We start from the raw sequence: 24974 nt of genomic DNA, 5'->3' as shown, positions 1-24974 counted from the left end.
GTTCATATAGGGAGGTGACGCTGATGCTCGAGACCACGTTCGCTCCTCGATTGCTACATGCCCGCGATCGACACAGCGACAACATCCCCCGGAAGCAACTCCGTATATGGCGCACCATCGATCACGGTGTTGACCCCTTTTTTGGGGCGGCGAACCTCGTAAGTGAAGGAGATCTGGTCACGATTTCTTTCGTCGGCGGCCACCGAAGCAATGAGATAGAATTGCTCTTCGGCGGATTGGCGCGTGGACTGGAGCTTCTTGATCGCTGCTTCGCGCTCCTGGAGCTTCAGTAATATGTCTTTTTCCCGATCTGCCTGCAGTTTGGCGAGCTCCAGCTTGAGGTTGCCGAGTTCGCGCCTCGAGCGTGACATCTCCGCGTATATCTCCAGAAGCTGGGTTTTTTCATTGGAGGTCGTATTCTTGACCCGCGCGATCTCGGTCTCCGTATTCAATTCGCGTTTGCGTAGCGCGGTCACACGTTCAAGATCTCGCTCGTTCATCTCGACGACACTTTTTTGCTCGACTTCAAGCTGGGCGAGGATCTTCAAGGCTGCCTCTGTTTCGGCAATCCCCTGCGTCAGAATCTGGACTTGAGCCTGTGTGGTAATCAGATCGGTCTTCAGGATCTTCTCCTCGATCTCGAGCACGCTCTTAAGTGATGTTTTTTCGAGAAAGGGTCGCGCGGTCTCTGGAGCGTCGCGCAAGTCGATGGTTTCGGCACCACGTAACTGGGCCGCCAAACGTGCTGCGTAGATCGCCTCATGGACGATTTCCACCTCGGCGCCGTCCATCGTCCCACGCAATCTCGCGCGGGCCATGATCTTGTCAGACGCACTCGACGCCGCCGTCAAAGTCCCACCTGCAAGGCCGACAGCCTGTTCGACCGTCAAGCCCGGATAAAAGGGAAAGGATCCGGGATTTTTGACCTCGCCCAGGACAAACACCGGCTTGTAGGTCGCGATGTTCAAAGCAATTTTAGGATCGACCAACATCTGCCGGTTCTTGTACTCGGTCCGTAACTTTTCCAGCGCCTGGCTAACACTGAGACCCCCGATTTCAACGCCGCCGACCAAGGGAAATTGCGCAGTCCCATCCGCGTCAACTGTCAACAGAACTGGCAGCAGGGCGTCGTCAAGAAAATCAAAATTTACGACGTCTCCGGGCTGCAGCTGGTAAACCTCCGATCGCGTACCGTTCGCGGCCGCGACAAGGATGGCCAGGGCGACCCAGATCGACCGGCAAGACGCAAGGCGTTTGCCGGAAATTGCGTCGCTTTTCATCCAAGGATGAGCTGACATCACGTCCTCCCATTGACGCAGCGGTTGCGCGCAACCGGCGTGGGTCCGATCTCTATCTAAGAAAGTTGTTACTTTTAACGTCAAGTAAATAAATGTTAAACCCGTGCACCTAATAGTATATGAGAATGAATATAATTTGGGCTATGAAATTCGGTTGCGTAACCCGTCAGAATTATATTCTATTTGATGCGATACGCTCCGAGTATCAATTTGTGGGTGTGCTTCGCTTGTCGTTTATTTGATTCTTTGATGGTATGTTGTTTTTTAAGGTTAGATTTTCTGCCAGTAATATTCTAACATAAATTATTCCACCTTCGGGCAGCTGATGTGCATACTGATACTCTGTTGCATTCTAGCGGAAGATATCGAGTGCCTCACCAGGAGTTGAGAGATGCTCATCGAAAACAAAGCTGAGTTGGGAGCCTATCAGCCACTTTCGCAAATGCACAGCGAACGGCAAGTGTCTATATATCGCGTCCATGCCTCCCGCCTCGAAGGGGAAGTCTTGGTAAGTGGAGCGAAGAACAGCGTGCTGCGTCTTCTCGCAGCCTCGCTGCTGACATCTGGTAAAGTCGAGATCTCGAACTATCCCGGGATGCTCCTGGACGCGCAGGTACATCTTGGGATGCTGGAGGCGCTTGGAAAGCATTGCGTTGTCGAAGGCGAGATTGCCTATATTGAGGAAATTGTTCCCCCGCCGGCGGAGCTGGTGTGGAGGGGCCGCTCTATTCGCAACACGCTGTTGATATTGGGTGCCCTTACAGCTCGTACCGGGAGAGGCTGTGTGCCATTGCCGGGTGGCTGCAAATTCGGAGAGCGGAAGCATGACCTGCATGTTATGCTTCTCAAGGCACTTGGCGCGACCGTTACAGAAACAGACACCAGTCTCGAAGCCTATGCCCCTAAGGGTCTGACAGGCGCCGACATCCGCTTGCCGATCCGCTCAACCGGGGCTACCGAGAATGCTCTTTTGTGCGGCGCATTGGCCCGCGGTGTTACCACCGTTTGGAACCCGCATATCCGTCCTGAAATAATCGATCTGATCGCCATGCTCCGGACGATGGGCGCAAAGATCAAGGTGTTCGGTCAGGAGCGCATCGAAATTGAAGGGCGAGAAGAGCTCACAGGTGTTCGACACAGGGTCATTGGCGACAACATGGAAGCTCTAACATGGTTGGTCGGGGCGTGTATCACCAACGGCGACGTTGAGATCCATGGCTTTCCGCTATCGGACCTGGAGGTTCCCCTCATACACCTCAAGGAAAGCGGTGCGCGTGTTTATACCGGTCAGGAGAGCATAATCGTTCGCGGCGGCAACTGTTATCCTGTAGAGATCAGTACCGGCGCCTATCCCGGAATAAATTCGGACATGCAGCCCCTCTTTGCAGCCTTCGGTGCGATGTCGCGCGGGGAGAGCAAGATCATTGATTTGCGTTTCCCTGGACGCTACCTCTACGCGCAAGAGATGGGCTTGATGGGACTTGACTATTCCATCGAGGACAATCTCCTGCGAATTCGCGGCGGCACCAAGTTGCGTGGCGCGGAAGTGACAGCACGTGACCTTCGCGCAGGCATCGCCCTGACGTTGGCCGGTCTTGTTGCCGACGGAGAGACGGTCGTTCACGATGCCTGGCAAATTGAACGTGGTTACGATCGATTCATCGAGAAAGTTACATCGTTGGGTGGGGACGTCCTGGCCGAATGAAGACAGGCGGAAATGGCGCTGTTGGTCATCGTGGAACTGACTGTGAACACTCCGAAGATATCAAGCAAAAATGTTGTGTCGCTTCTCGGGACAATCAGGAACGTTGAGATTTCAACTCATGTCCCGCTGAAATATGTCGGGCGATGGCAAATTGGTGGGCCGGCTGACGTCGTGGTGGAACCACTCGACGGGCGCGCGGTCAGCGAGGTTTTGAAGTGCCTGGGTGCAGAGAAAGTGCCATTCCTGGTGATTGGCGATGGCACGAACCTTCTCTTTGATGATGCAGGGTTTCGAGGTGTCGTTCTGCGGATCGGCCGGAAAATGTCGCAGATCGCGATCAATGGCACACACGTCGTCGCTCAAGCTGGAATATGGACTCCTGTTTTTGCCCGAAAGGTCGGATCGGCCGGATTGACAGGTGCGGAGCACACTGTGGGGATTCCTGGAACTCTAGGCGGCCTGGTTGTTATGAACGGCGGCAGCCAGCGAAAGGGGATCGGCAGCAACCTTGTAAGCGCCACCGTCGTCGACATTGATGGCAAGGTGAACATCTTGGATCGAAATGCATGCGAATTCTCATATAGAAAATCCAACCTGCAGCGGCCGAACCTTGTCCTGCTGGAAGCAGATTTCGAGTTTGCCACCGCCAACAAGTCCGACGTGCGAAGGACAATGATTGAAATTATGGTGTCGAGACGAAAGAAATTCCCCCTTCGCTTGCCGAACTGCGGCTCAGTTTTCCTCAGTGACCCCAAGATGTACGACGTGGTCGGCCCGCCGGGAAAAGCGATCGAGGATGCCGGGTTGCGGGGACGTCGCATAGGTGGAGCACAGATTGCCCCCGGTCATGGTAACTTTATCGTCAACCTCGGTGGTGCGACGAGCTCGGATGTGCTGGGCCTGATCGATTTGGTAAGAAGGACGATCTTTGAACGAAGCGGCTTTTTACTGGACTGCGAAGTCCGTCACGTTCGTCCCGACGGAGTGCTCCAACCAGCTCATCTGTCGGTTCAGTCAGGAAAGTGGAACTGATGCCTCGCGTGGTCGTAGTGTCCCCATACTACAACAGGGCTCATCTGGTCGATGAGACCGTCACGGCAATTCGAGATCAGACATATCAGGATTTCGAGGCTTATTTCGTTGACGATGGGTCGCAAGATGGCACCTTCCAGGCACTTTTGAAACATGAGTCGGATAAGATCCGCGTTTCGACGCAACGCAACGCCGGGTTCACGCGGACTATGATTTCGACTATCGCCTGCACAGACAGCGAGTTCATCGCGGTGCAGGGATCAGGCGACATATCCTATCCAACACGACTGCAGAGCCAAGTTCGATTTCTGGACGAGAACCCCGGCGTGGTTGCAGTGGGTTGCTATCGGGAAGTCGTATCGGACATAGCTTCGAAGAGTTACATTGTTAAGCCGGTCGTCGATAAGAATATTAAAGTACAACTCTTTAGCGGCAATCCTTTTTCCCAGGGCGAGGTTCTTATGCGACGCTCTGTATATGAAAGAGCCGGGGGATATAGAACCTTCTTCTTATATCGTCAGGATCTCGATCTGTGGCTGCGCATGACGGACTATGGAGCGATGGCTGTCGTTCCCGAGATTTTATACAAAGCTTGGAAGCGCAAGGATTCTGTAACCGGCGATGCGCGCAAGTTAGCAGTTGCGATGAGCTGCAGAGATTTCGCCTTGTATTGTGCGCGAGAGCGCATGGCAGGCAGACCCGATCCCCTGGATGCGAATGGGCCGATTTCCGCGTTGATGCGACCGCGCTCAAAGGATCTTGCGACACGCCTCGCCTCAGAGGCCAGGCGGCGGGCCTTGATTGGACTTGAGGATGATGCAAGGCATTTGCTCAAGGCGGCTTTCAACGAGAAACCAGTCATCTCAGCCTGGATTACACGCGTTATTTTATTCGCTCCGTGGCTGGGGCCACTCACTCCGCTTGCCAATCGTCTTGTGCGCCTACTCAAAGGGTGGGCGGCAGCGCACCGCGCGGACAGGGCCGCTTGATCTGGATGACTTCGTCAGAGCCCGCAAACAAAGGTCTCAGTCACCAAGTCCGATCCGAGGTCGCGATGACCTCGATATATCAAGGCGCAGGCATAGCCATCGACTTGGCTTACATGGCCACCTTATCACGCCTGCTGTCGCCAGCGGATTTTGGCGTCATGGCAACGGCGATCTTGTTTCTCTCATTTTGCAATCTTCTGCGTGAGATCGGGCTCGGCGCGACGATCGTTCAATTGCCAAGCCTCACGGAAGTTGAGCAGCGGACAGCACTCACGTTGGTTCTGATCTCGTCTGCCATTCTCTTCATTCTGGCGCAGGCTTGCGCTGCGCCATTTGCGCGGTTCATGAACATGCCCGCGTCGGAAGTTGTTGTTAGAGCGCTGTCGTTCATCATCATCGTTCAAGCATTCACCTCGATATCCGAGGGCCTCCTCTTACGCCGACTGGAGATGCGCCGTATCCGAATGAGCGAGATTGCGGCCAAAACACTCGCATACGGCACAACCGGCATCGGTTTGGCATTTGCGGGTTTCGGATATTGGGCCCTTGCCGCGGCATCGATATGTGAGGCCAGTTTCCTGGCCCTCGTTCTGGTTTATGCCGCTAAACCGAACCTTCGACCGATATTTGATAGTCCATCCAGCCGTCGTCTGATGGGAAAGGGATCCGGCTTTACTGCATCACGAGTAATCAATTTCATCGCGCTTCGCGCCGACATCGCCATTGTCGGCCGATCCTTGGATGCAGTTCACCTTGGCCTCTACTCTCGAGCATATCGCCTGATGAGTCTACCGACGGACGTTTACGCCCGTATGGCGGATCGAGTCGTCTTTCCTGCGATGGCCAAGGTGCAGTCTAACCCAGCGCGGCTCAAGAAAGCCTATCTGCGAGGCGTTGGTCTAACCGCTCTTTTTGGAATGCCAATGAGCGCAGTAATCTATATTCTCGCTCCGGAGATTGTTTTGTCCCTGCTCGGCAAGCAGTGGGGGGAAGTAATCCCCGTGTTTTCCTTTCTCGCAATTGGAATGTACTTTAGGTTGGCTTCACGAGTGAGCGGATCTCTTCTGCGTGCGACGGCGGCCATACGCGCGCTTATCCTGTCGCAAGCTGTTTATGCATGCCTGACGATATGCGGTACGTTGTTGGTTGTAGGGCATGGACTGTCAGCCGTGGCGACAGCAGTGGGACTGGCGATTTTTGTATATTTTTGCGTAATCACAGCGTTTGCCTGCAAAGTGGCCCGCGTCTCCCTCATCGAGTTGATCATAGAGCATCGATACGGCATGCGTGTATCGGCTATGGTTGGCATTCCTTGCTTTGTCATCGCTTATGTGCTGCGGCTCGAAAACGCGCATGCGAGCATCATACTGCTTTGCGAAATCCTGTATCTGGGTCTCTTCTCGCTTTGCTTCGTATATCGGATGCCGATCAATCTGATCGGCAACGAGGGCGCTGAATTTAGTGGCCACATGCGCAGCGCAATTCGTTCAATGCTGCGCTCTGGTAGAAATGATCCATCGTCTTTGTGAGGACCGGCCCCGACAGGCCTCGACGCTGTCGATGCTGACTGCGCCCCTTGGCGCCACGCCCGCATACCATCTGATAGCTCACATATGAAGGATCGGACCAGAATATCCGCCAGAAGGCAAAGAATTCAATCTGCTGCTCGACGAGGGCCGTGCAAAGGGTGAGCGAACGCGGGCATCATCATTGCCGTCGTTTGTAATGAAGGCCGCGGTCTCTTGACGATCCCATTCAACGGCTCATGAGGTTCGCCCGTTCGGCGCACGACCAGACGCGCGACGTCCAGCATCGCGACATTTTTGATGATCGTCCATGGTATGGAATGCCTGCCGGTTTGCGACGGTTGCCCTTCCTTTGGACAAATGCGCCGAGCGCTCAGCGGGTGGCGTGAGACGGCGGCATGCCCAGTCAAGGCGACGAATTCAGCGCTGCCGTCGCCACAGGCGAGTCCCACAATGCGATCTCATCGTCGGTCAGCAAAGCCAGTGTGACCGACAGTCCCTGCATGTCGAGGGAGGTGACATAGGTGCCGACCAGTGCGCGTTTAATGTGAAACAGCCGCTCTTCCATGAAACGGTGAGCGGCGTTGTAGGCAAGATAGAGTTCGGCCGGCGGCGTGCTGCCAAGGCCGTTGACGAAGAGCAAGGCTTTCGTATCCGGCTGGATGGAGATGTCTGCCGAGATTGTTTCGCAGAGATGACGGATGATGTCGTCAGCGGCCAGGAGGCGTTGTCTCGAACGGCCCGGCTCTCCATGGATGCCGACGCCCACTTCCATTTCGTCCGTGTCCACTGAAAATGTCGTGCGCTGGATCTGTGGTATCGTGACCCCGTTGAGCGCCACTCCCATTGTCCGGACACGTCCGTCCAGCCGGGCGCCGATCCGCTTCAATTCGGCGAGCGGCAGGCCCCGTTCCGCCGCCGCACCGATGATTTTCTCGAAGATCAGCGTGCCTGCGACACCGCGGCGTCCTCGGCCTTCATCAGCTCTTCCTGTCTCGATATCGTCGCTGACGATGACAGTTTCGATCCTGTGGCGGTTGGCGGCCATTTCTATCGCCATCTCGAAGTTCATGATGTCGCCGTCATAATTCTTGATGATGAGCAGGCATCCGGCTCCTGTGTCCGCCTCCTCTATGGCGCTCACGATCTGGTCAGGCGTCGGCGAGGTAAAAATATGCCCGACGCAGGCCGCATCCAGCATCCCCTTGCCGACAAATCCGATATGCATAGGCTCGTGACCGGCGCCCCCTCCGGAGATGATTGCGACCTTACCTGGTGTGAAGTGTCGACGGCGGACGCATTTTCGCCCTGCGCCGAACACGACCAATTCCCCATGGGCGCGCACGAAGCCTTCCAGGCTTTCAGCGACCATGGTTTGCGCAGTGTTCATGAACCTCTTCATCCAGCCCTCCCCAAGGCGGCGATATGTTTGCGGTCCTTAGCCGGTCCGCGAAATTCCGATTAATCCGTTCCTCCGCAAAGGGCGGCGATCTTCTGCACCAGATCGGAGATGGCCTCCTCCAGCAGGCGGTTCTTCCTCTCGTCGCCGAAATCCGGAACCATGATGGAAAATTGCCGCAACTTTTCGGCATGGCCCAGCTCCGGAAGTTTCCCCGGATGCGCCGTTTGATAGGCGTCCAGAAAACGCTCCTGTTCGGCGGCACTGAAGTGGCACACCTGAAAAACCGTCGCCAAGTGCCGGGCCGGCAGCGGTGTCGCGTAGGTCGGACTTGTAATTTGCGTAACGAAGCTACGGTGCTTTCCGAGCTCCGTGGCAAGCCGCTGACGTGTGCCGGAGGGACGATTGTCGATGATCTGCGCCAGGATGGACTTGTAGGCGATAATGGCGTCCTCGGTGTCGTCGCGCGCCATCTTAATCTCCGGCTGCCTTTGTTCCATCGGCTCTCAACCCGACGATCGCCGATCTTATCGCGGGAAGCTGTACGGGCGCCACGGAAAAGTGCCGCAAGCCGATCGCAAGCAATCCCGGAAGCCATTGGGGGTCGCCCGCGATGTTTCCGCAGATGCTGACAGGTTTGCCGCCCTTTGCCGCAAGTCGCATCGCTCCTTCAAGAAAACGAAACAGCGCCGGTATGGCAGCGCGATGAAAGGTCATCGAGTTGGCGCCATCGCGAGTGGAGGCGGCGAGCTGCTGTGTGAGGTCATTGGTTCCGAGTGAAAAAAAATCAGCGGTTTCAAAGGTGTCAAGCATCAGTGCAGCGGCCGGCACTTCCACCATCATGCCGATCGGCGGGATGGGGTGAGGCATGCCGCGGCTGGAGAGCCGTTCGGCTTCCTCACGGAATATGCTCCGCATCTCGTTGATCTCTGACGGAAAGGTGACCATCGGCAGCGTCACGCGAAGATCGCCGTGGACTGCGGCACGCAGCAGGGCGCGTGCTTGCACGCGCGCAATTTCGGGGTGTGCGAGCAGGAGACGGATGCCCCGCAGATCCGTTGCCGGTCCGCCAGGTGGCACACTGAGCCCGGCAAGTGGCTTGTCGCCGCCGATATCCAGCATGCGAATTGTCACAGGCTTGCCAGCCGCCCATTTCAGGACGTGACGATAGATGACGATCTGCTTCTCTTCGCTCGCCGCCTCCGCGACCGACGAGACCGCAAATTCCGACCGCATCAGGCCAACGCCGGCCGTTGTCACCGGCTCAACTGAATCCAGATCGGCCGGGTCGTTTACATTGATCGACAGCAGGATCTTCGTCCCATCGGCCGTGCGCACCTCACCATTGTCACAAGGACTTGCGTCCGTGAACATGGAAATCAATTTCGTCGAAGCCGATTCGGCGCCTGCACCATCGGCATGGATGGTGATTGCACCGCTGTCTGCATCGACCCGAATATCATCGCCTTCCGTAACGTTGAAATGCCCTGTGTTGACGACCATGGGGATCGATTTCGCCCGTGCGAGCAGCGCGACATGGCCGATGGCACTGCCATTAAACAGCGCGATGCCTCCGCCCTGCGACCAATCATGTGCCAGGAAGCGGCTCGGCTCCATATCCCTGGCAACAAAGATCGAGCCTGCCGGAAAGTCCGCGATGGGTGCTCCGGCCAACGCGCAGAGCACGCGGTTCTTGATGTCCAGGATATCGACGGCGCGCGCCCGTACCTGCTCTTCGTCTGCCGTCTCCAATTCGCCGATGTAGTCGTCGAGCGTACCTGCCCACGCAAAGACGATATTTTCTCCGGCATCCATACGCGCTTCGGCTGTTTCCGCTATCGTCGGGTCGCGAAGAACCTCGATCTGAAAATCGATGATGTCTCGGCTTTCGGCGTCCGACCTTGCGGCGAGGGCTTCAAGCTCGCCGACCGATGCTTCGATGGCGTCGATGAGCGCCTGATATCCTGAAGCAGGCTGCAGTGACGAAGGGGCGGCAACAGGCATTTCTGCCAAATGCGCCGGTCCGTAGGCGACGCCGGAAGAAGCGCTCGTTGCTTTTAGGCTATCCCGTTCGGCCATGTTTCTTGTCCTCGTCGAAGTTGCGTTCGACAAGTTCCTTCAATTCCTTGACTGCCTCTTCCGCCAGAATGCCGTCCGCTCTTATGCGTAGAACCGATCCCTTGCGGATTCTGGCGCTCATGATTTTGATAATGCTCTTGCCGTTCAGCCAGACATCGCTGCCGTTCACGGCGACTTCGATCGAACATGGGAACGACTTTGCAAGCCGGGTGAATGTCACGGCCGGGCGCGCGTGCAGTCCAACAGCATGCTTGACCTCCACGTCCGTCTGGTAGCTGACATGCAATCGTGTAGTCTCCGTCGTCTCTATTCGAAATTCACTGCTCATCAGGGCGAGAGCTCCTCGGCCGTAGCGACGACTTTTGACAGCGAAGCGCCGCCGGAGGCCTCCGCCGCCGCGATGACGGCGCCTTCCACCAAAGGGGCGTTGCAGATCGCAACGAGCGCCGAGCGCGGCGCGCCGAGCATCTCGATCGCCATTTCGCTGTTTGTTTCCGCCCCACCGAGATCGACGAAGACGGCGACCCCTGCATCCGACCAGGCCGTCTCGATTGCCTGCAGGATGCCGCCAGCGTCGGTGCCGAGCTCTCCGCGAACATTGCCTCCCGACCAGGCGAGCGGCACGCAGTCACCGACCATCTGCCGCACCATGTCGGCAATACCTCGCGCGACCAACGGCGAGTGGGAGACGATCACGATTCCGACGTTTGCGGTGTTTCCAGTCGTCATGCCCGATGGTTCTCCCCGAAATAATGGCAGATAGCCGTAGTCAAAAGCGCGCAGCTTGATGCACCCGGATCGACATGACCGATCGAACGATCGCCGAGATAAGAGGCGCGGCCGCGCCTGGCCCGCATGGCGGCGGTCAGGCTGGCGGAGCGTTCGGCGTGCCGCGCGACATCGATCAGCGTCGAAGATCGGGCAAGCGCATCCTGTACCGGATAGAGCACGTCGAGCAGCGTCTTGTCGCCTTGGTGCGAACGTCCGCGCCTTGCAACCGCATCGATCGCCTTTTTCAGCACGATCGCGAAATCGTCAGTCCGGTCCCGTGCCCGCAGCTCCCGGCCGATTTCCATCAGCAGTGTCCCGTAAAGAGGACCCGCAGCACCGCCGATATTCATCACCAAAGTCATTCCTATCTTTTCCACGGCATCAGGCAAGGGGAGGTTGGAAAGGGCAGTTCCTTGCGCGCTCACCGCCTCGCATCCTCGCTGCATGTTGCTGCCGTGGTCTCCATCTCCAATCGCGCAATCGAGCGCGCAAAGGTGATCGGTGTTTGCCGTGATGACCGCCCGGCAAGCTTCGATCAGTCCCAAAACAAGCACGGGTTCTGCCTGCACCTCATGTCCTCCCAACGGCGGCACGTTTTTACGCCATGGCTGTCGCCGCAATGGCTGCCGCGACCTCGAATGCGCCCGCGACCGCCACCGCACCAGGGTCAGGCACTCCTTTCAGATCCTCCTCCCCGACATACGAGGCGCGTCCAGCCTTTGCCTTCTTCATCGACTTGGTCGATTCCGCGCCTGCCACAGCCGCCTTCGCCGCCGCCGCGAGGTTGCCGGAGGTAAGTGCTGCAAGCGCCGGGGCCAGCGCATCGACCATGGTGCGGTCGCCGATCCCGGCTCCACCATAAAACGTCATCCGATCAAGGCCGGCAAGAAGGGCCGCGGCGATATCGGCTTTATCCGCCATAGCCTTGGCTGCGGCGGTAAAGAAGATCGACAGCAAAACGCCGCTCGAGCCCCCCATGCTCATACTCAGAATGTCGCCGATCGAAGCCAGGGTGGCGGCGGGCTCCTTGAGCGGCAGGGTGTCAATACGGGCAAGCACGCTGCGAGCGCCGGTTGCGACCGTGGAGCCAGTGTCTCCGTCGCCGAGGCGGCCGTCCAAGCGGTTAAGCTCGCTTTCGAGCGAAATCAGGTGCTCGCAGAGCGCTGTTATCAGGCGACGGCTATGGCCGTCGTCGCTGGCTGCGGCCGTTTTATCCGCAACGGCGCCGCTTTGGGGACCTGCAATGACATTGATCCCACGATGTTCGACTGCAGGTACCCAGGCATGCGGGTCGACCGGGGCCTTCAAAGCGACCTCGCGCGCGTCATCCAGCGGGATCAGGGAGAGCGAGAAACCGTTCATGTTGAGCGCCGTCATCATCGGCGCCGGCCCGACAATCAGTTTGACACGGCGTGCGAGAGGGCAAGACAGGACGGTATTGGCAATCAGGCCCATTTCGAGAGGCGGGACGGCGCCAAGATTGTTGATGAGAAGGGCATGGCTTCGCGAATCGTCCACCTTTGCGGCAAGCCGCCCGGTCATTGCGGCAACGATATCGGCGACCGGTTGAAGTGCGATGCGCTCGACGCCTGGTTCCCCGTGGATACCAAGGCCAAGTTCGCCTTCGTTCGCGCCAAGCCGGTCCTCATGCAACTGGCCGGGTACACTGCAAGTCGAAAGCGACATGCCGAGCGAGACGGTATCGGTTGCTGCGGATGCAGCACGTGCGGCGACTGTCTTTAAATCCGTTCCGATCTCGGCGTAATATCCGGCAATCTTGTGAACGAACAAGGTGCCGGCGACGCCACGCGGTTGGATGATATCCGGGATCGCGATGTCGTCTGCAACAATGACCATCTCAACGTCGAAACCTTCGGCGCGGGCCCTTTCGGCCGCAAGCCCGAAATTCAAGCGGTCGCCGGTATAATTCTTGACGATCAACAGGGCTCCGCGGGGTCCGGTAACGGCGCGGATCGCCGTCAGGACCGCGTCGACGCTCGGCGAAGCAAATATCTCCCCAGATACCGCTGCCGTCAGCATGCCCTTGCCGACGAACCCGGCGTGCGAAGGCTCATGCCCCGCACCGCCGCCTGAAATGATTGCCACTTTCGAATGATCCCAGTCCGCGCGCAATATCACCTTGATTTCGGGAAATGTATCAAGACGGGCAAGGCGGCCCGGGCCGCTTGTGAGCAGCAGGCCGTCCAGAGCGTCCGTGACGATGTCTTCCCGACGATTAAAGAAATGTTTCATTGATTGAGACCCGTCTGTTTTTCGCATGCCTGCGTTGCTCAGTATCTTCGGTTCAAGCCAGCCGCTGTCCGCTCGCATCGAAATAGAGCGGGTCGCGGAGTTTAAGATTGATCCTGTCGCCCGGTCTGATTGACAGATATGGATCTGCAAGCGTGACGAGCTTGTGATCACGAACACGGATATGCAGATGGTTCTGGTCGCCCAAGTGCTCGATCCAATCGACCTCTGCGTTTGCATCCTTGGCGACAATGATCTCGAGATGCTCGGTGCGTGCGCCGATTGTCTTCGTACCCTTTGGAGGACTTGCGCCAGGAAGCAGGTCGGCAGGCAGCAGGTTGATATGCGGTTGCCCGAGACGGGCTGCAACGTGAAGGCTGGCGGGATTGCCGTAGATTTCCCGAGGCGTGCCGACCTGCAGGAGCCTGCCTTGGGCGACAATGCCGATGCGGTCCGCCATCGTCATGGCCTCTATCTGGTCGTGGGTCACATAGAGAAGGGTCGAGCCCAGTTCCCTCTGAATGCGCTTGAGTTCCAGTCGAAGCTCCCCCCGAAGCTTGGCGTCGAGAGACGAAAGCGGTTCGTCCATGAGGTAGATGGCTGGTTCGCGCACCAGCGCGCGGCCGATTGCAACGCGCTGCATCTCTCCGCCGGAAAGACGCGTTGAGCGGTTTTCCAACTTATGATCGATCCTCACCATCTGTGCAATTTCGCGAACGCGCCGATCGATCTCGTCGCTGCTCATCTTTCGAACCGCCGCCCTGAGGGGAAAGGCAAGATTTTCGTAAACCGTCATATGTGGATAAAGCGAATATTGCTGGAACACGAATGCCACGTCGCGTTCGGCAGGGGATTGGCCAGCAACGTTGCGGTTGGCGATCTCGATATGGCCACTGTCGGGCCGCTCTAAACCGGCGATCAGACGGAGCGTCGTCGTCTTGCCGGCCCCAGTCGGCCCCAGCAGCACGACGAATTCGCCATCGCGGATCGTCAGATTGAGGTTGCTGAGCGCCTGCGTGTCGCCGAAACGCATGTTGAGATCTCTAAGAACGACATCAGCCATTACGGACCTCCGAATAGAGCGATGAAGCGACCGCACGGCCCGACTGGCAGTCAAAGAGCGCAAGATTGGCAGGATTGAATTCGAGACCGACCGTTTCGCCGATGCGAAAGTTGCGGTTCGCCGGAACGCGGGCTTTGATCAGTCCGCTGCGGGTTTCGATCGCCACGATCTGATTTGTTCCAAGATACTCGCTGCCATATACGGCGCCGCGCAGGTCGGAGGCATCGCTGAAGCGGATGTGCTCGGGCCGCACGCCAAGCGCCAGCTCGCCGACCCTCAAGTCCTGGAGAATCTCGGGAACGGCGACATCGACGCCATCGAGAGAGATCGATCGGTCTCCCTGCTTAAGGCCGCAGGTGAAGCGGATGAAATTCATCGGTGGAGAGCCGATGAAATCCGCGACATACATGGTCGCAGGCTTGCTGTAAATTTCCTGTGGCGTCCCGAATTGTTCTATGACGCCATGGTTCATGACGGCGATCTTGTCTGCCATCGCCATCGCCTCATGCTGATCGTGCGTGACGTAGACCGTCGTCGCGTGGATGCGGTTGTGCAACTCGCGCAGCTCATGAACCATGACCTCGCGGAACTCCGCATCGAGTGTACCGAGCGGTTCGTCCATCAAAAAGCATTTCGGGCGCCGCACGATGGCGCGGGCGAGCGCCACACGCTGGCGATCGCCACCGGCAAGCCCGGAGACGGACCTGGCGAGAATATGATCGATCTGTAGCAGGCGCGCGGTCTCCTGGACGCGTTCGCGTATTTCAGCCTTCGGCATCCCTTGAGATAGCAACGGAAAGCCGATGTTCTGGCGCACGTTCATGTGCGGATAGAGCGCAAAGAGCTGGAAGACAAAGGCGATGTCGCGGGCGCTGGCGCGATTGAAGGTGACGTCTTCGCCGTGGAGATAGATCTTGCCGCTGGTCGGCAGTTCAAGACCGGCGATCATGCGAAGGGTGGTCGTCTTGCCGCAGCCGGATGGCCCGAGCAGGGCAAGAAACTCGCCGTCATGGACGACGAAGCTCGAGTCTTCGACCGCAGCGAAGCTGCCGAACTGCTTGCGGACATTTTCTACCCTGATCTCCGCCATGGTTCACTCCGGAAATTTCGAGACGACGATGAACAGGGCGGTCCCTGTCAGCAGTGTGACCAGCGAGTATGTGTAGACCACCAGCAGGAAAGGTTGAAACAGCATCACGAAACCTGCTGCAATCACCACGGTTGCGATGTTTTCCATCGGACCGCGCCGCAGGAAAAAGGGACGTTTCGGACGGGCAGGGCGGGGCGTTTCGATCATGTTCATCATTTGCGGACCGCTCCGAAGGTGATGCCGCGCAGCAACTGCTTGCGCAGGAGAATGGTAAAGACCAGGATCGGGATCAGGAAGATGGTGGTTCCCGCGGCAACAGCCGGCCAGTCCTGCCCGCCTTCGCCGATGATCGTCGGGATGAATGGCGGTGCAGTCTGCGCGCTGCCTGATGTCAGAAGTGCGGCGAAGGCATATTCGTTCCAAGCAAAGATCAGGCAGAAGATGGCGGTTGCGGCGATCCCGGTCGTTGCCTGCGGCAGCACGACCTTCCGGAAGGCCTGCAGCCGGGTGTAGCCGTCGATCATCGCGGCCTCCTCGTATTCACGGGGGATCTCGTCGATGAAGCCCTTGAGCAGCCAGACTGCGAGCGACACGTTGACCGCCGTGTAAAGCAGAATCATCCCCAATGCAGTGTCGGACAGCCCGAGCTCCCGGTACATTAGGTAGATCGGGATCGCGACGGCGATCGGCGGCATCATGCGCGTTGACAGGATGAAGAACAAAAGATCGTCAGCGAGCGGCACCCGGAAGCGCGAAAAGCCGTAGGCGGCCATCGTGCCGAGCAAGACGGCGAGAAAAGTTGATCCGAACGCAATCAGCAGCGAATTGAAGAAGCGCGGCAAGAAATTCGAGGGGCCGGCGATGACCATATTGCGCTTGCGAGTCACCTCGTCGCAGGTGCCTGTCGGCTCGGGCAAGGAAGCGATGTATTCAGGCGTCTGCCGCGTTCTCGTGGTCAGAAGATTGCAGTAGCCTTCAAGTGACGGGGTGAAGACGATTTTCGGCGGGTAGCTGATGGAATCTGGAGGCGATTTGATGCTGGTCAGGAAAATCCAGACCAGCGGTATCAGAGTGATCAGCGCGTAGAGGATCACGATCGCGCCGGCGATCCGCTTGCTGGTGAAGCTCGGCTCAACGACCGAATGGGCGGAGTTCGCGCAGCTCATCGTTGCTTCACCTTGTTAAGGGCCCTGACGTAGATGTTGGCGAGACCGAATACCGCGACAAAGAGAACGATAGCGAAGGCGGAGGCGCGGCCGGTGGCCCAGCTCTCGAAGGCCGCTCGCTTCAGCGTGATCGAGGCGACTTCAGTAACCGAGCCAGGCCCGCCGCCGGTTAAAAGCGTTACCATGTCGAACATTTTGAAGTTCTCGATGCCGCGGAACAGGACGGCGAGCATGATGAAAGGCAGCGCCATCGGCACCGTGATCGACCAGAATTGCCGCCATGGGGAGGCACGGTCGACCTCTGCGGCTTCGTAGATATAGTCCGGGATCGAGCGCAGGCCGGCGAGGCAGATCAGCATTACATAGGGCGTCCACATCCAGGTATCGACGATAATGATTGCCCAAGGCGCAAGCGAAACGTCGCCGAGCATCCGAATATCCGACGTCGCAATGCCGGTGAGCCAGGAGACTGCATAGGCGAAAAGACCGATCTGCGGCTCGTACAGAAAACGCCAGAAATTGCCGACCACAGCCGGAGACAGCATCATTGGAATCAAGATGATGGTCGTCCAGAAGGCGTGGCCGCGAAATTTGCGATCGATCAGGTAGGCGAGTGTGAAGCCGATAACGGTCTGCAGCACAATCGTCCAGAAGACGAAATGCGCCGTCGTCTGCATCGCCTGCCAGATGTCCGGATCAGTCAGGACGCGCTCGTAATTTCTCAAACCCACCCCTTCGACAGCGGCATTCGGCCGGTTGGCACGATAGTTCGTGAAGGAAAGATAGATTGCCCAGATGAGCGGAAAAATGTTGATCGCGAGCAACAGGACGATAGCGGGGGCGATGAACAGCCATGCTATCGCTCGATCGGACAAGCCGCGGACGCGCCGGACCACCGAAATCGGCGTTACCTTTGCAGTCGCATCCGCTGCCTTCTCGACGATGGAGTTGGAAATGTTCAAGATGTCACCTGGTCTCTGCTTATGTGGGACATCATGCGGCCCGGCTCCTTTGCCGATCCGGACCGCCGTCCAGACAAGAACTCCACGTGTCCAGCCACGCACTAGATCTTGCCGTCATCCTCGAACACCTGGGTCCAATCCTTCACCAAGCCGTCGAGCGCTTCCTGAGCGGTCCCATTGCCGGCAACGACATAATTATGAACCCGTTTCTGCATGGCCTGGAGAAGCGAAGCGTAGCTCGGTTCGGCCCAGAAATCCTTGACGATTGCCATGGAGTCCAGAAACGCCTGGGCGTAGGGCTGGCTGCCGGCGAAGCTGGGTGCATTGACGACGGAATTCAAGCAGGAGAAGCCGCCGAGCTCCCACCACTTGGCCTGCACATCAGCTTGTGCGAACCACTTGATGTATTGCAGCGCGGCGTCCTTCTTGTCGGAATAGGAAACCACCGAGATGCCTTGGCCGCCGAGTTGTGCAAAGTGCGCCTTCTCGGCAGGATTAGGAAAGAAGCCGATGCGGTCGCCGCCGACCTTCTCATCCTTGTAAAGGCCGGGCCAAGTAAAGGCGAAATTCATCTGCATGGCGACCTGCCCGGATTTGAAGGCATCCGCGGATTCGACCATGTAGACGTTTGAGCTGCCCGGCGGCGTGCAGCAATCGTAAAGGGACTTGTAGAATTCAAGGCCCTTTACCGCGTCGGGTGAATTGACGAAGCTTTCCATCTCGTAGGGCTTCTTGGGGTTTTCATATTGGAAACCCCAATCATAAAGGACGTTGGTCACGCCCATCGTAATGCCCTCCGAGCCGCGCTCGGTATAGATCGAAGCGCCGTAGACGGTCTTTCCGTCAATTTCGCGCTTCTGGAAGAATTCGGCGATCTGCTTCAGTTGACCATAGGTTTTCGGCGCGACGAGATCCGCGCCATATTTCTCCTTGAATTCCTTTTTCAGTTCGGGACGCTCGAACCAATCCTTGCGGTAGGTCCAGCCGACAACGTCGCCCATCGCCGGAAGCGCCCAGTAGTTCGGGGTGTTCTTCGGCCATTCGGAGTAACCGACGACTGTTGCCGGCACGAAGTCATCCATCTTGATGCCTTCCTTGTCGAAAAAGTCGTTGAGCTTGACGTAGTGGCCATTTTCCGCCGAACCGCCGATCCACTGGCTGTCGCCGATAATCAGGTCGCAGAGCTTGCCGTGAGAGTTGAGTTCATTGAGAAAGCGATCGGCATAGCTCGTCCAAGGGACGAACTCGAACTTCATCGTCGTGCCGGTCTTGGCCGTGAAGTCCTTTGACAGTTCCACGAGCGCGTTGGCGGGGTCCCAGGCGGCCCAGCACAGTGTCAGTTCATCGGCTATTGCAAGGTTGGGCAATGCCGACGACAGCATGAGCGTCGAGGCCAGCCCGAGAAGGGCTTTCGATTTCCTTTGCATAAGTTCCTCCCAGAACCAGGCCGGCTCCCACCGGCGTCGCAACTTCACCCACTTCCAAGGAATGCTTACATGAACTTCACGATGTTCATGTTTAGCAATGTGTTTAGTAAAACTCATTTTAGTAAACAATGCAAGCGGCAAAATCGCAGGCGGTACACATGCCAAGCGCCCCCTGCGCCGATTGGCGGCACAGGCCAGTTGATATCGCCCGTCGCTTCAAAACGGTCGTGCTGTAAGACCTCGCCACGGCCAAGAGTCGCGCAGCGCCTGGGGAACCATGGACGCGCCCGGAAGCGTCATCTGCCAGAAGGCGAGCCTCAATCCGGCGATCCTCGAACAGGGCTGGCAAGGCTTTGAAACCTTGGTGGCCTACAGGCTCGAAGAACGGGGCGGATACCGGTGCTGGGTCAATCCCCGCCACACCTGGCAGACCTGTTCGGCCTGCCGAGCCGCGCAAGCGGGGGAAGATGTTACTCGAGCCTTCGGCGAAACAGCCACGAGGCTGCGCTCAAGGTTCCGGCGGCAATCGCGGAAAGCGGCCATGTCTGGTGCCACACCTCCATCAAGGGCATGTCTTTGAGGAAGATGCCCTTCACAATCACCAGGAAATACCGCAGCGGGTTGATTAGCGTGACCGGCTGCAGCCAGTCTGGCATGTTCTCAATCGGCGTTGCAAAGCCTGAAAGAAGCATCGCCGGCACCATGAAAAGGAAGGCGCCGAGAATTGCCTGCTGCTGCGTCATCGACAAGGCGGAGATGAAGAGCCCCAGACCGGCGACCGACGCGAGATAGAAGAGCGAACTGCCGTAAAGAAACAGCAGCGAACCGCGCAGCGGCACGGCGAAGATGAAGATCGCCGCTAGGATATAGACCGTCATGTGAAAGAGCCCGATCATCATCGGTGGGACAAGCTTACCGATCAGGATCTCATGGGTGCGAAGCGGCGAGACCATCAATTGGTCGAAGGTACCGAGCTCGCGTTCACGAGCGATCGAAAGGGCGGTGACGATAAGCCCGATGAGCAGCGCGATGCTGGCGATCAGGTTCGGCACCATGAACCATTGGAAGATCAGGTTGGGATTGAACCAGTTGCGCGGCACTGTCGTGACGGAACGGACAGCTCCTCGCACACCTGCAGGCGTCTCGGCGGATAATGTCGCGACAATCTGCGCAATGTATCCCGAAACGATCTGCGACGCATTGGAGCGCCGGCCATCAAGAATGACCTGCAGATGGGCCGGCTCTCCTGCCTCGATCTTGCGTGAGAAATCGGCCCCAATTTCGATTGCGGCTGTGACCTTCTGTCTATCGATAGCATCCCGCACGCTGGCGGGCGTGGCGGCGATGAGCACCTGGCGAAATGTCGGTGAACCCTCGATGCGCCGCACGAGTTCTTGCCCCCAATATCCACTGTCGCGGCTGAGGAGCATCACATCGACATTTCGAACCTCGAGCGTTGCTGCATAGGAAAAGACAAGGAGCTGCACGATCGGCGGACCGATCAGGATGGTACGGCCTTTCGGATCGCGGAGCACTGCCAGCAGTTCCTTGACAATGAGCGCTTTCACACGCGTCCACCACATTTAAGCAATCCTCTTTCTGGTGCTGCGGGCGGCAAGCAGGAACAAGACAAAGCCGATCAGAAACATCACCGCGATTGCATGGAGGAACATCGGCCAGATATCGCCGGCCAGGAACACCGTCTGCAGGCTGGGTATCAGGTAACGCGCCGGCACGATGAAGGTGATCCATTGGATTGGTTTCGGCATTGAATTGATTTCGAAGAGAAAACCGGAAAGCAGGAAAGCGGGAAGGAAAGCGGTAATCAGCGCCAGCTGCGAGGCAAGAAACTGGTTCTTGGTGGCAGCGGAAATCAGCAGGCCCTGGCCGAGCGCCGGCATGAGGAAAACGGCCGACAGGGCATAAAGCGCCAGGATGGAACCGCGAAATGGAACGCCAAACAAAAAGACCGCAAGCAGCACGCAAAGCGTCATCGATGAAAGGCCGAGCAGGAAATAGGGAAGTATCTTTCCGGCAAGCAACTCGGCGGCCGTTACCGGCGTTGCCATCATCGCTTCCATCGTGCCCCGCTCCCATTCTCGGGCAACGACCAGCGATGTCAAAAGCGTTCCAACCAGCGTCATGACGATTGCGATCGAGCCTGGCACCAGAAATGACCGGCTGGTCAGTTCTGGATTGAACCAGAAGCGTTGCTCGGCCGAAATCGGCACCGCGCTCGCGGCCATTTCGGACTGTTGCTGGAGGCGCCAATTTGTCATAGCGCCCTGGACATAATTCTGCACGAAATTGGCGGTGTTGGGATCGGAACCGTCGACGATTACCTGGACCTGCGGCCGATTGCCTGCTGCATAGTTCCGCGTAAAACCCGCCGGGATGACGATGATGCCGCGGATGCGGGAAACTACCAGGTCTTGTGCGAAGAGCCGCCTGTCGCGGCCGGTCGTCACGGAAAAATAACGGGATGCCTGGAAGCTTGCGGCAAGATCATTCGTCAGCGGTGTTGTTTCTTCGAGGACCAATCCGACCCGCGTCCGCGTCGTGTCCAGCGAAACGCCGTAACCGAATAGAAAAAGCAGGATGAGCGGCAGCACAAATGCAATCAGAATGCTGCTCGGATCACGAACGACCTGAAGGCACTCCTTGCGAACCAATGCTGCAAAACGACGGTATCGGCTGGAGCGGGACACTGGCGCGGGGGGAGGGAACGTCATGCCGCAATCCTCTCCTGCCAGGCTTGAACAAGCGCGATGAACGCGTCCTCCATCGTCGGATCGGGGTTGTCCGCATTTGAACAACGCGCCTTCAGCTCGTCCGGCGTACCGAGTGCGATCGAACGGCCTCGATAAATCAGCGAAATGCGATCGCAATACTCGGCCTCGTCCATGAAATGCGTGGTGACGAGGACTGTGACGCCCATTTCCACGAGCCCGTTGATATGTGTCCAGAATTCGCGGCGCGTGATCGGATCGACGCCTGATGTGGGTTCGTCGAGAAAGAGCGCCTCAGGTTCATGCATAACGGCGCAGGCAAGCGCCAGCCTCTGCTTGAGCCCGAGCGGCAGGTCCTTTGCGGACATTGCAAGACGCGATTGAAGATCGAAGATGGACGTCATCAGCTGCGTGCGCTCGCGCTTGCGCGGGCCGCTCAATCCATAGACGCCGGCAAAGAAATCAAGATTCTGAGCGACGCTGAGATCGCCATAAAGCGAGAATTTCTGCGCCATGTAGCCGAGGCGGTTACGTGCCTCTGCTGCATCGCGGCGCAGATCAAAACCGGCCACCTTTCCTTCGCCGCTCGTCGGCCTCAAAAGTCCGCACAGCATCTTGAATGTCGTTGATTTGCCCGCGCCGTTCGGCCCGAGCAGCCCGAATATCTGGCCGCGCGGGATGTCGAACGTAATGTCGTCGGCTGCTGTGAAGTCGCCGAAGCGTTTGGTAAGGCCTTTCGCTACGATCACCGGGCTGTCGTCCTTGCCGGTCACAGGTTTCTGCGCCTCTGCAAGCCTCGAGCGACCACCTGGCCCTCCACCCAGCATGTCGACGAAAGCATCTTCGAAGCGCGGTTCAGTGGGGCTGACTTTTGCGACACCGGCTGCGGCAAACAGGCCATCGTGGCCGGTAGCGGTTACCAGCCGGATCGCTTCGCCCTGGATAACACCGTCGATAACGCCGTCCTCGTCGAGAAGCTTCGCAAGCAGCTGACGGCGCCGACCAGAAACACCGGTCAACCGAAAGACACGGCCTTTGACCTGGTCCGTCAGATCCTTCGGTTTACCGGAGAAAAGCAGCTTGCCCTCATTCATCAGCAGGACGCGATCGCAGGCCTCGGCCTCGTCGAGGTAGGCCGTCGACCAGACGACACCGATGCCTTCTGCTGTCAAATTCTCGACCATCTTCCAAAGGTCGCGCCTGGAAATCGGATCGACGCCCACGCCGGGCTCATCAAGGAGCAAAAGGCGGGGTTTCTTCAAAAGCGCGCAAGCAAGGCCCAGCTTCTGCTTCATGCCGCCCGAAAGCTTTCCGGCGAGACGGCCGGTGAAGCGTTTCAGATCCGTGAAGGTCAGAAGTTCATCGAAGGTCGCCGCTCGTTGGCGTTTTGGCAACCCGCGAAGCTCGGCGTAGAGTTCAAGATTCTCCTGGACCGACAGATCCTCATAAAGCCCGAAGCGCTGCGGCATGTAGCCGATCGAAGCTTGGATGGCAGCCGATCCGTCAGGCGGTTCGAAGCCCAGCACCTTGACCGTACCTTCTTCCGGCAGCATGAGACCGGTCATCAGGCGGATAAGCGTGGTCTTGCCTGCTCCGTCGGGTCCCACGAGCCCGGTGATCTCGCCGCCGCGGATCGAGGCCGAAATTGCATCGAGCGCCGGCTTTGCCTCGCCGAACCGCTTGGTAACGTCCTTCAGGTGAACGAGTTCGGCGGTATCGCGAGGACTTTCTGGCGCACTCATCTTGTCGCTGCCTGCAACGATGGAAGGCGCAGCGTCACCGGCATGCCCTGGCGAAGATCCAGCCCGGGCCTTTCGATGACGACGCGCAGACGATAGACGAGGTCGGTTCGAAGTTCCGGCGTCTCGACGGATTTCGGCGTGAACTCCGCAACCGGTGAAATGAAGCCGATCCTGCCTTCATAGGCCTGATCCGGTTTGGTGTCGGACGTGACCTTGACCTTCATACCCGGATAAATCCGTCCGAGTTCTGCTTCTGCAACATAACTGCGGACCCATACAGGCTCGGTCAGCGATAGCACATAGACTGCATCGGCGGACGATACGATCGCCCCGGGCTCCTTGATCCGCGACAAGATGATGCCGTCGTTGGGTGCCCGAAGCTCCGTATCGTCAAGCGATGTCTGCGCCGTTGCTAGAGTGGCTTCGGCCGCTTTCAACTGTGCCGCCGCGGCTGCGATGTCTTCGGCGCGGCTGCCTTCCCTCAACAAAACAAGCGCCTGATTTGCCGATTCCGCACGTGCCGCAGCCATTGCCCTTGCGGCCGTTGCCTGATCGAGACCCGCTTGAGAAACCGTACCCTGCGGCCGCAGCTGCCGGGCGCGGTCGTAAGCGAGATTGGCGTTTTTCAGGTCAGCAAGGCTTTCGTTGTAAGATGCGCTTGCCTGCGCGATCTCAGCGGGCCGTGGACCGGCCTTGAGCTTGTCGAGTGTGGCACGCAGCGCGGCGACGTTTGCCTGCGCCGAACGGACCGCATAGTCGTAAGGTTCGTTGTCCAGCCGCGCCAGAATAGCACCGCGCTTGACAGTATCGCCCTCGTCGACGCGTGCCTCTTCGAGCCGGCCGCTCACCCGGAAAGCGAGCGAGACCTGGCGGATATCGACATTTCCATAGAGGGTGAACTCCCCTGGATCTTGCGGGCCCCAGCCGAGCCTCGACGGCGCGTCGAACCACCAGCCGGCTGCGGCTGCGCTGGCGAGAAGGATCGCAGCCGGAACGAGCTTGTTCATTCTGTTTCTCCTTTCGCAGGTTCGAGCAGCGCGACAAGACTGCGCGCGTGGGCCCGCAGCGTTGCGATCTGCTCCTCGCCGATGGAATTCCATTCCATCTGCGCGAGCACTGCAGCGTTCGCCATCCGGAAAACCAGAAGGCTGCCGACGAAGGAGAGAGTGCGCAGACGCATGTTCTCGGAGGCGGGGTCTTCTTTCAAAATCGTCCCGATGAGCCGCCGTGCCATGTTGATCACCGGTCCCATGATGCCAGCATAGACCCTTTCGAAAGCCGCCGTCGGCTCCAGCTGCTCGCGGATGATGAAGCGGGCCCAGGCCTCCGATTCCTTGCTGACGAAAAGAACGATCATCGTTTCCACGATCTCCGTCAGAAAGAGCCGTGCCTGCGAAGCATTCAAAGGCGTGTTCGTCGCATCGATTTGCGCAAGATGGCGGCCGACGCGATGGCGGATGCCGGCGACATGTCCGGCGACAATTCCCGCCAGGTGATCGGCCGTTGCGACGTAGAGCCCCTCCTTGCTGCCGAAGTAATAGGGGATGGCTTGCAGGTTGACGCCTGCCGCGTCGGCAAGCTTGCGCGTACTGGCTCCGTCAAAGCCGTATCGGCCAAATACGTCAAGCGCCGCCGCAAGCAGTCTCTCGCGGGTAACCTCGCTTCGGGATGCCTCGACTTTTTTGTCAGGATTTTCGTTCATGAAGACATGATATACGCATTCTATTGTAAGTCAATCGAATGAAT

At 58.1% G+C, this 24974-nt stretch carries 23 protein-coding genes; 4 read left to right on the top strand and 19 right to left on the bottom strand.

Annotation, left to right across the window (positions count from 1 at the left end):
• Positions 1–53: 53 nt before the first annotated feature.
• Complete coding sequence (locus AM571_RS30665; RefSeq protein WP_196776364.1) at positions 54–1280, bottom strand: polysaccharide biosynthesis/export family protein; 1227 nt, start codon at positions 1278–1280, stop codon at positions 54–56.
• Between the two features lie 460 nt (positions 1281–1740).
• On the opposite strand from AM571_RS30665, the gene AM571_RS30660 reads away from it, so the two are divergent.
• The 4 genes from AM571_RS30660 (at position 1741) to AM571_RS30645 (ending at position 6553) form a co-directional block, all read left to right on the top strand.
• Positions 1741–3003 carry a UDP-N-acetylglucosamine 1-carboxyvinyltransferase gene (locus AM571_RS30660; protein WP_074065679.1) on the top strand — a complete coding sequence of 421 codons (1263 nt, stop codon included), beginning with the start codon at positions 1741–1743 and terminating at the stop codon, positions 3001–3003.
• Between the two features lie 12 nt (positions 3004–3015).
• Positions 3016–4035, top strand: coding sequence for a UDP-N-acetylmuramate dehydrogenase (gene murB, locus AM571_RS30655; protein WP_081377243.1), 1020 nt, complete (start codon positions 3016–3018; stop codon positions 4033–4035).
• Positions 4035–5024 (top strand): glycosyltransferase family 2 protein, encoded by a 990-nt coding sequence (locus AM571_RS30650; RefSeq protein ID WP_074064720.1) that lies wholly within the window; start codon positions 4035–4037, stop codon positions 5022–5024. The genes murB and AM571_RS30650 overlap by 1 nt, the downstream gene beginning before the upstream one ends.
• 65 nt (positions 5025–5089) lie before the next feature.
• Positions 5090–6553 carry a lipopolysaccharide biosynthesis protein gene (locus tag AM571_RS30645; protein ID WP_074064719.1) on the top strand — a complete coding sequence of 488 codons (1464 nt, stop codon included), beginning with the start codon at positions 5090–5092 and terminating at the stop codon, positions 6551–6553.
• A gap of 403 nt (positions 6554–6956) precedes the next feature.
• Here the strand turns inward: AM571_RS30645 and AM571_RS30640 are convergent, their stop codons facing one another.
• The 18 genes from AM571_RS30640 to AM571_RS30555 all read right to left on the bottom strand — a co-directional run bounded on the left by AM571_RS30640 (position 6957) and on the right by AM571_RS30555 (position 24930).
• Entirely contained in the window at positions 6957–7952 is a 996-nt protein-coding gene (locus AM571_RS30640) for a dihydroxyacetone kinase subunit DhaK (RefSeq protein WP_074064718.1), read from the bottom strand.
• A gap of 59 nt (positions 7953–8011) precedes the next feature.
• Positions 8012–8422, bottom strand: a complete 411-nt coding sequence (locus tag AM571_RS30635; RefSeq protein WP_074064717.1) for a hypothetical protein — start codon at positions 8420–8422, stop codon at positions 8012–8014.
• Position 8423: 1 nt separating this feature from the next.
• A complete protein-coding gene (locus AM571_RS30630; RefSeq protein WP_074064716.1) occupies positions 8424–10028 on the bottom strand; it encodes a putative PEP-binding protein in 1605 nt (534 codons plus the stop codon).
• Positions 10012–10356, bottom strand: a complete 345-nt coding sequence (locus AM571_RS30625; protein ID WP_074064715.1) for an HPr family phosphocarrier protein — start codon at positions 10354–10356, stop codon at positions 10012–10014. The genes AM571_RS30630 and AM571_RS30625 overlap by 17 nt, the downstream gene beginning before the upstream one ends.
• On the bottom strand, positions 10356–10757 hold the full coding sequence (gene dhaM, locus AM571_RS30620) for a dihydroxyacetone kinase phosphoryl donor subunit DhaM (RefSeq protein WP_074064714.1): 402 nt from the start codon (positions 10755–10757) through the stop codon (positions 10356–10358). The genes AM571_RS30625 and dhaM overlap by 1 nt, the downstream gene beginning before the upstream one ends.
• The gene (gene dhaL / locus AM571_RS30615; RefSeq protein ID WP_074064713.1) at positions 10754–11368 is read right to left on the bottom strand and encodes a dihydroxyacetone kinase subunit DhaL; all 615 of its coding nucleotides are present in this window, start codon (positions 11366–11368) and stop codon (positions 10754–10756) included. The genes dhaM and dhaL overlap by 4 nt, the downstream gene beginning before the upstream one ends.
• Positions 11369–11396: 28 nt before the next feature.
• Positions 11397–13052: a dihydroxyacetone kinase subunit DhaK gene (locus AM571_RS30610; protein ID WP_074064712.1), complete on the bottom strand. Its 1656-nt coding sequence runs from the start codon at positions 13050–13052 to the stop codon at positions 11397–11399.
• Positions 13053–13104: 52 nt separating this feature from the next.
• Positions 13105–14112 (bottom strand): ABC transporter ATP-binding protein, encoded by a 1008-nt coding sequence (locus tag AM571_RS30605; RefSeq protein WP_074064711.1) that lies wholly within the window; start codon positions 14110–14112, stop codon positions 13105–13107.
• Positions 14105–15202 (bottom strand): ABC transporter ATP-binding protein, encoded by a 1098-nt coding sequence (locus AM571_RS30600; protein WP_074064710.1) that lies wholly within the window; start codon positions 15200–15202, stop codon positions 14105–14107. Before AM571_RS30600 ends, AM571_RS30605 begins: the two co-directional genes overlap by 8 nt.
• Before the next feature lie 3 nt (positions 15203–15205).
• Entirely contained in the window at positions 15206–15418 is a 213-nt protein-coding gene (locus AM571_RS30595) for a hypothetical protein (protein WP_074064709.1), read from the bottom strand.
• Positions 15415–16368 (bottom strand): carbohydrate ABC transporter permease, encoded by a 954-nt coding sequence (locus AM571_RS30590; RefSeq protein ID WP_074064708.1) that lies wholly within the window; start codon positions 16366–16368, stop codon positions 15415–15417. The genes AM571_RS30595 and AM571_RS30590 overlap by 4 nt, the downstream gene beginning before the upstream one ends.
• The gene (locus tag AM571_RS30585; RefSeq protein ID WP_196776363.1) at positions 16365–17330 is read right to left on the bottom strand and encodes a carbohydrate ABC transporter permease; all 966 of its coding nucleotides are present in this window, start codon (positions 17328–17330) and stop codon (positions 16365–16367) included. The genes AM571_RS30590 and AM571_RS30585 overlap by 4 nt, the downstream gene beginning before the upstream one ends.
• A 101-nt stretch (positions 17331–17431) precedes the next feature.
• On the bottom strand, positions 17432–18757 hold the full coding sequence (locus AM571_RS30580; RefSeq protein WP_074064706.1) for an ABC transporter substrate-binding protein: 1326 nt from the start codon (positions 18755–18757) through the stop codon (positions 17432–17434).
• 470 nt (positions 18758–19227) lie between these two features.
• Positions 19228–20340 carry an ABC transporter permease gene (locus tag AM571_RS30575; RefSeq protein WP_074064705.1) on the bottom strand — a complete coding sequence of 371 codons (1113 nt, stop codon included), beginning with the start codon at positions 20338–20340 and terminating at the stop codon, positions 19228–19230.
• Positions 20341–21489 carry an ABC transporter permease gene (locus AM571_RS30570; RefSeq protein ID WP_155774558.1) on the bottom strand — a complete coding sequence of 383 codons (1149 nt, stop codon included), beginning with the start codon at positions 21487–21489 and terminating at the stop codon, positions 20341–20343.
• Positions 21486–23228 (bottom strand): ATP-binding cassette domain-containing protein, encoded by a 1743-nt coding sequence (locus AM571_RS30565; protein ID WP_074064703.1) that lies wholly within the window; start codon positions 23226–23228, stop codon positions 21486–21488. Before AM571_RS30565 ends, AM571_RS30570 begins: the two co-directional genes overlap by 4 nt.
• The gene (gene hlyD, locus AM571_RS30560; protein WP_074064702.1) at positions 23225–24235 is read right to left on the bottom strand and encodes a secretion protein HlyD; all 1011 of its coding nucleotides are present in this window, start codon (positions 24233–24235) and stop codon (positions 23225–23227) included. Before hlyD ends, AM571_RS30565 begins: the two co-directional genes overlap by 4 nt.
• The gene (locus AM571_RS30555) at positions 24232–24930 is read right to left on the bottom strand and encodes a CerR family C-terminal domain-containing protein (protein ID WP_074064701.1); all 699 of its coding nucleotides are present in this window, start codon (positions 24928–24930) and stop codon (positions 24232–24234) included. Before AM571_RS30555 ends, hlyD begins: the two co-directional genes overlap by 4 nt.
• Positions 24931–24974 lie beyond the last annotated feature (44 nt).

The sequence above is a fragment of the Rhizobium etli 8C-3 genome (assembly GCF_001908375.1).
Taxonomy (GTDB): domain Bacteria; phylum Pseudomonadota; class Alphaproteobacteria; order Rhizobiales; family Rhizobiaceae; genus Rhizobium; species Rhizobium etli_B.
Note: the sequence above shows the minus strand (reverse complement) of the source record. Positions and strands in the feature narration are given on the sequence as shown.

What these genes read in the sequence shown, in the direction of transcription:
- AM571_RS30660 (WP_074065679.1), top strand. Translation starts at nt 1,741, where the DNA reads ATGCACAGCGAACGGCAAGTGTCTATATATCGCGTCCATGCCTCCCGC.
- AM571_RS30595 (WP_074064709.1), bottom strand. Translation starts at nt 15,418, where the DNA reads ATGATGAACATGATCGAAACGCCCCGCCCTGCCCGTCCGAAACGTCCC.
- AM571_RS30650 (WP_074064720.1), top strand. Translation starts at nt 4,035, where the DNA reads ATGCCTCGCGTGGTCGTAGTGTCCCCATACTACAACAGGGCTCATCTG.
- AM571_RS30645 (WP_074064719.1), top strand. Translation starts at nt 5,090, where the DNA reads ATGACCTCGATATATCAAGGCGCAGGCATAGCCATCGACTTGGCTTAC.
- AM571_RS30625 (WP_074064715.1), bottom strand. Translation starts at nt 10,356, where the DNA reads ATGAGCAGTGAATTTCGAATAGAGACGACGGAGACTACACGATTGCAT.
- AM571_RS30565 (WP_074064703.1), bottom strand. Translation starts at nt 23,228, where the DNA reads ATGAGTGCGCCAGAAAGTCCTCGCGATACCGCCGAACTCGTTCACCTG.
- AM571_RS30605 (WP_074064711.1), bottom strand. Translation starts at nt 14,112, where the DNA reads ATGGCTGATGTCGTTCTTAGAGATCTCAACATGCGTTTCGGCGACACG.
- dhaM (WP_074064714.1), bottom strand. Translation starts at nt 10,757, where the DNA reads ATGACGACTGGAAACACCGCAAACGTCGGAATCGTGATCGTCTCCCAC.
- AM571_RS30630 (WP_074064716.1), bottom strand. Translation starts at nt 10,028, where the DNA reads ATGGCCGAACGGGATAGCCTAAAAGCAACGAGCGCTTCTTCCGGCGTC.
- AM571_RS30570 (WP_155774558.1), bottom strand. Translation starts at nt 21,489, where the DNA reads ATGACGTTCCCTCCCCCCGCGCCAGTGTCCCGCTCCAGCCGATACCGT.
- AM571_RS30635 (WP_074064717.1), bottom strand. Translation starts at nt 8,422, where the DNA reads ATGGCGCGCGACGACACCGAGGACGCCATTATCGCCTACAAGTCCATC.
- AM571_RS30580 (WP_074064706.1), bottom strand. Translation starts at nt 18,757, where the DNA reads ATGCAAAGGAAATCGAAAGCCCTTCTCGGGCTGGCCTCGACGCTCATG.
- AM571_RS30665 (WP_196776364.1), bottom strand. Translation starts at nt 1,280, where the DNA reads ATGAAAAGCGACGCAATTTCCGGCAAACGCCTTGCGTCTTGCCGGTCG.
- AM571_RS30610 (WP_074064712.1), bottom strand. Translation starts at nt 13,052, where the DNA reads ATGAAACATTTCTTTAATCGTCGGGAAGACATCGTCACGGACGCTCTG.
- AM571_RS30600 (WP_074064710.1), bottom strand. Translation starts at nt 15,202, where the DNA reads ATGGCGGAGATCAGGGTAGAAAATGTCCGCAAGCAGTTCGGCAGCTTC.
- murB (WP_081377243.1), top strand. Translation starts at nt 3,016, where the DNA reads ATGGCGCTGTTGGTCATCGTGGAACTGACTGTGAACACTCCGAAGATA.
- AM571_RS30575 (WP_074064705.1), bottom strand. Translation starts at nt 20,340, where the DNA reads ATGTGGTGGACGCGTGTGAAAGCGCTCATTGTCAAGGAACTGCTGGCA.
- AM571_RS30555 (WP_074064701.1), bottom strand. Translation starts at nt 24,930, where the DNA reads ATGAACGAAAATCCTGACAAAAAAGTCGAGGCATCCCGAAGCGAGGTT.
- hlyD (WP_074064702.1), bottom strand. Translation starts at nt 24,235, where the DNA reads ATGAACAAGCTCGTTCCGGCTGCGATCCTTCTCGCCAGCGCAGCCGCA.
- AM571_RS30640 (WP_074064718.1), bottom strand. Translation starts at nt 7,952, where the DNA reads ATGAAGAGGTTCATGAACACTGCGCAAACCATGGTCGCTGAAAGCCTG.
- AM571_RS30590 (WP_074064708.1), bottom strand. Translation starts at nt 16,368, where the DNA reads ATGAGCTGCGCGAACTCCGCCCATTCGGTCGTTGAGCCGAGCTTCACC.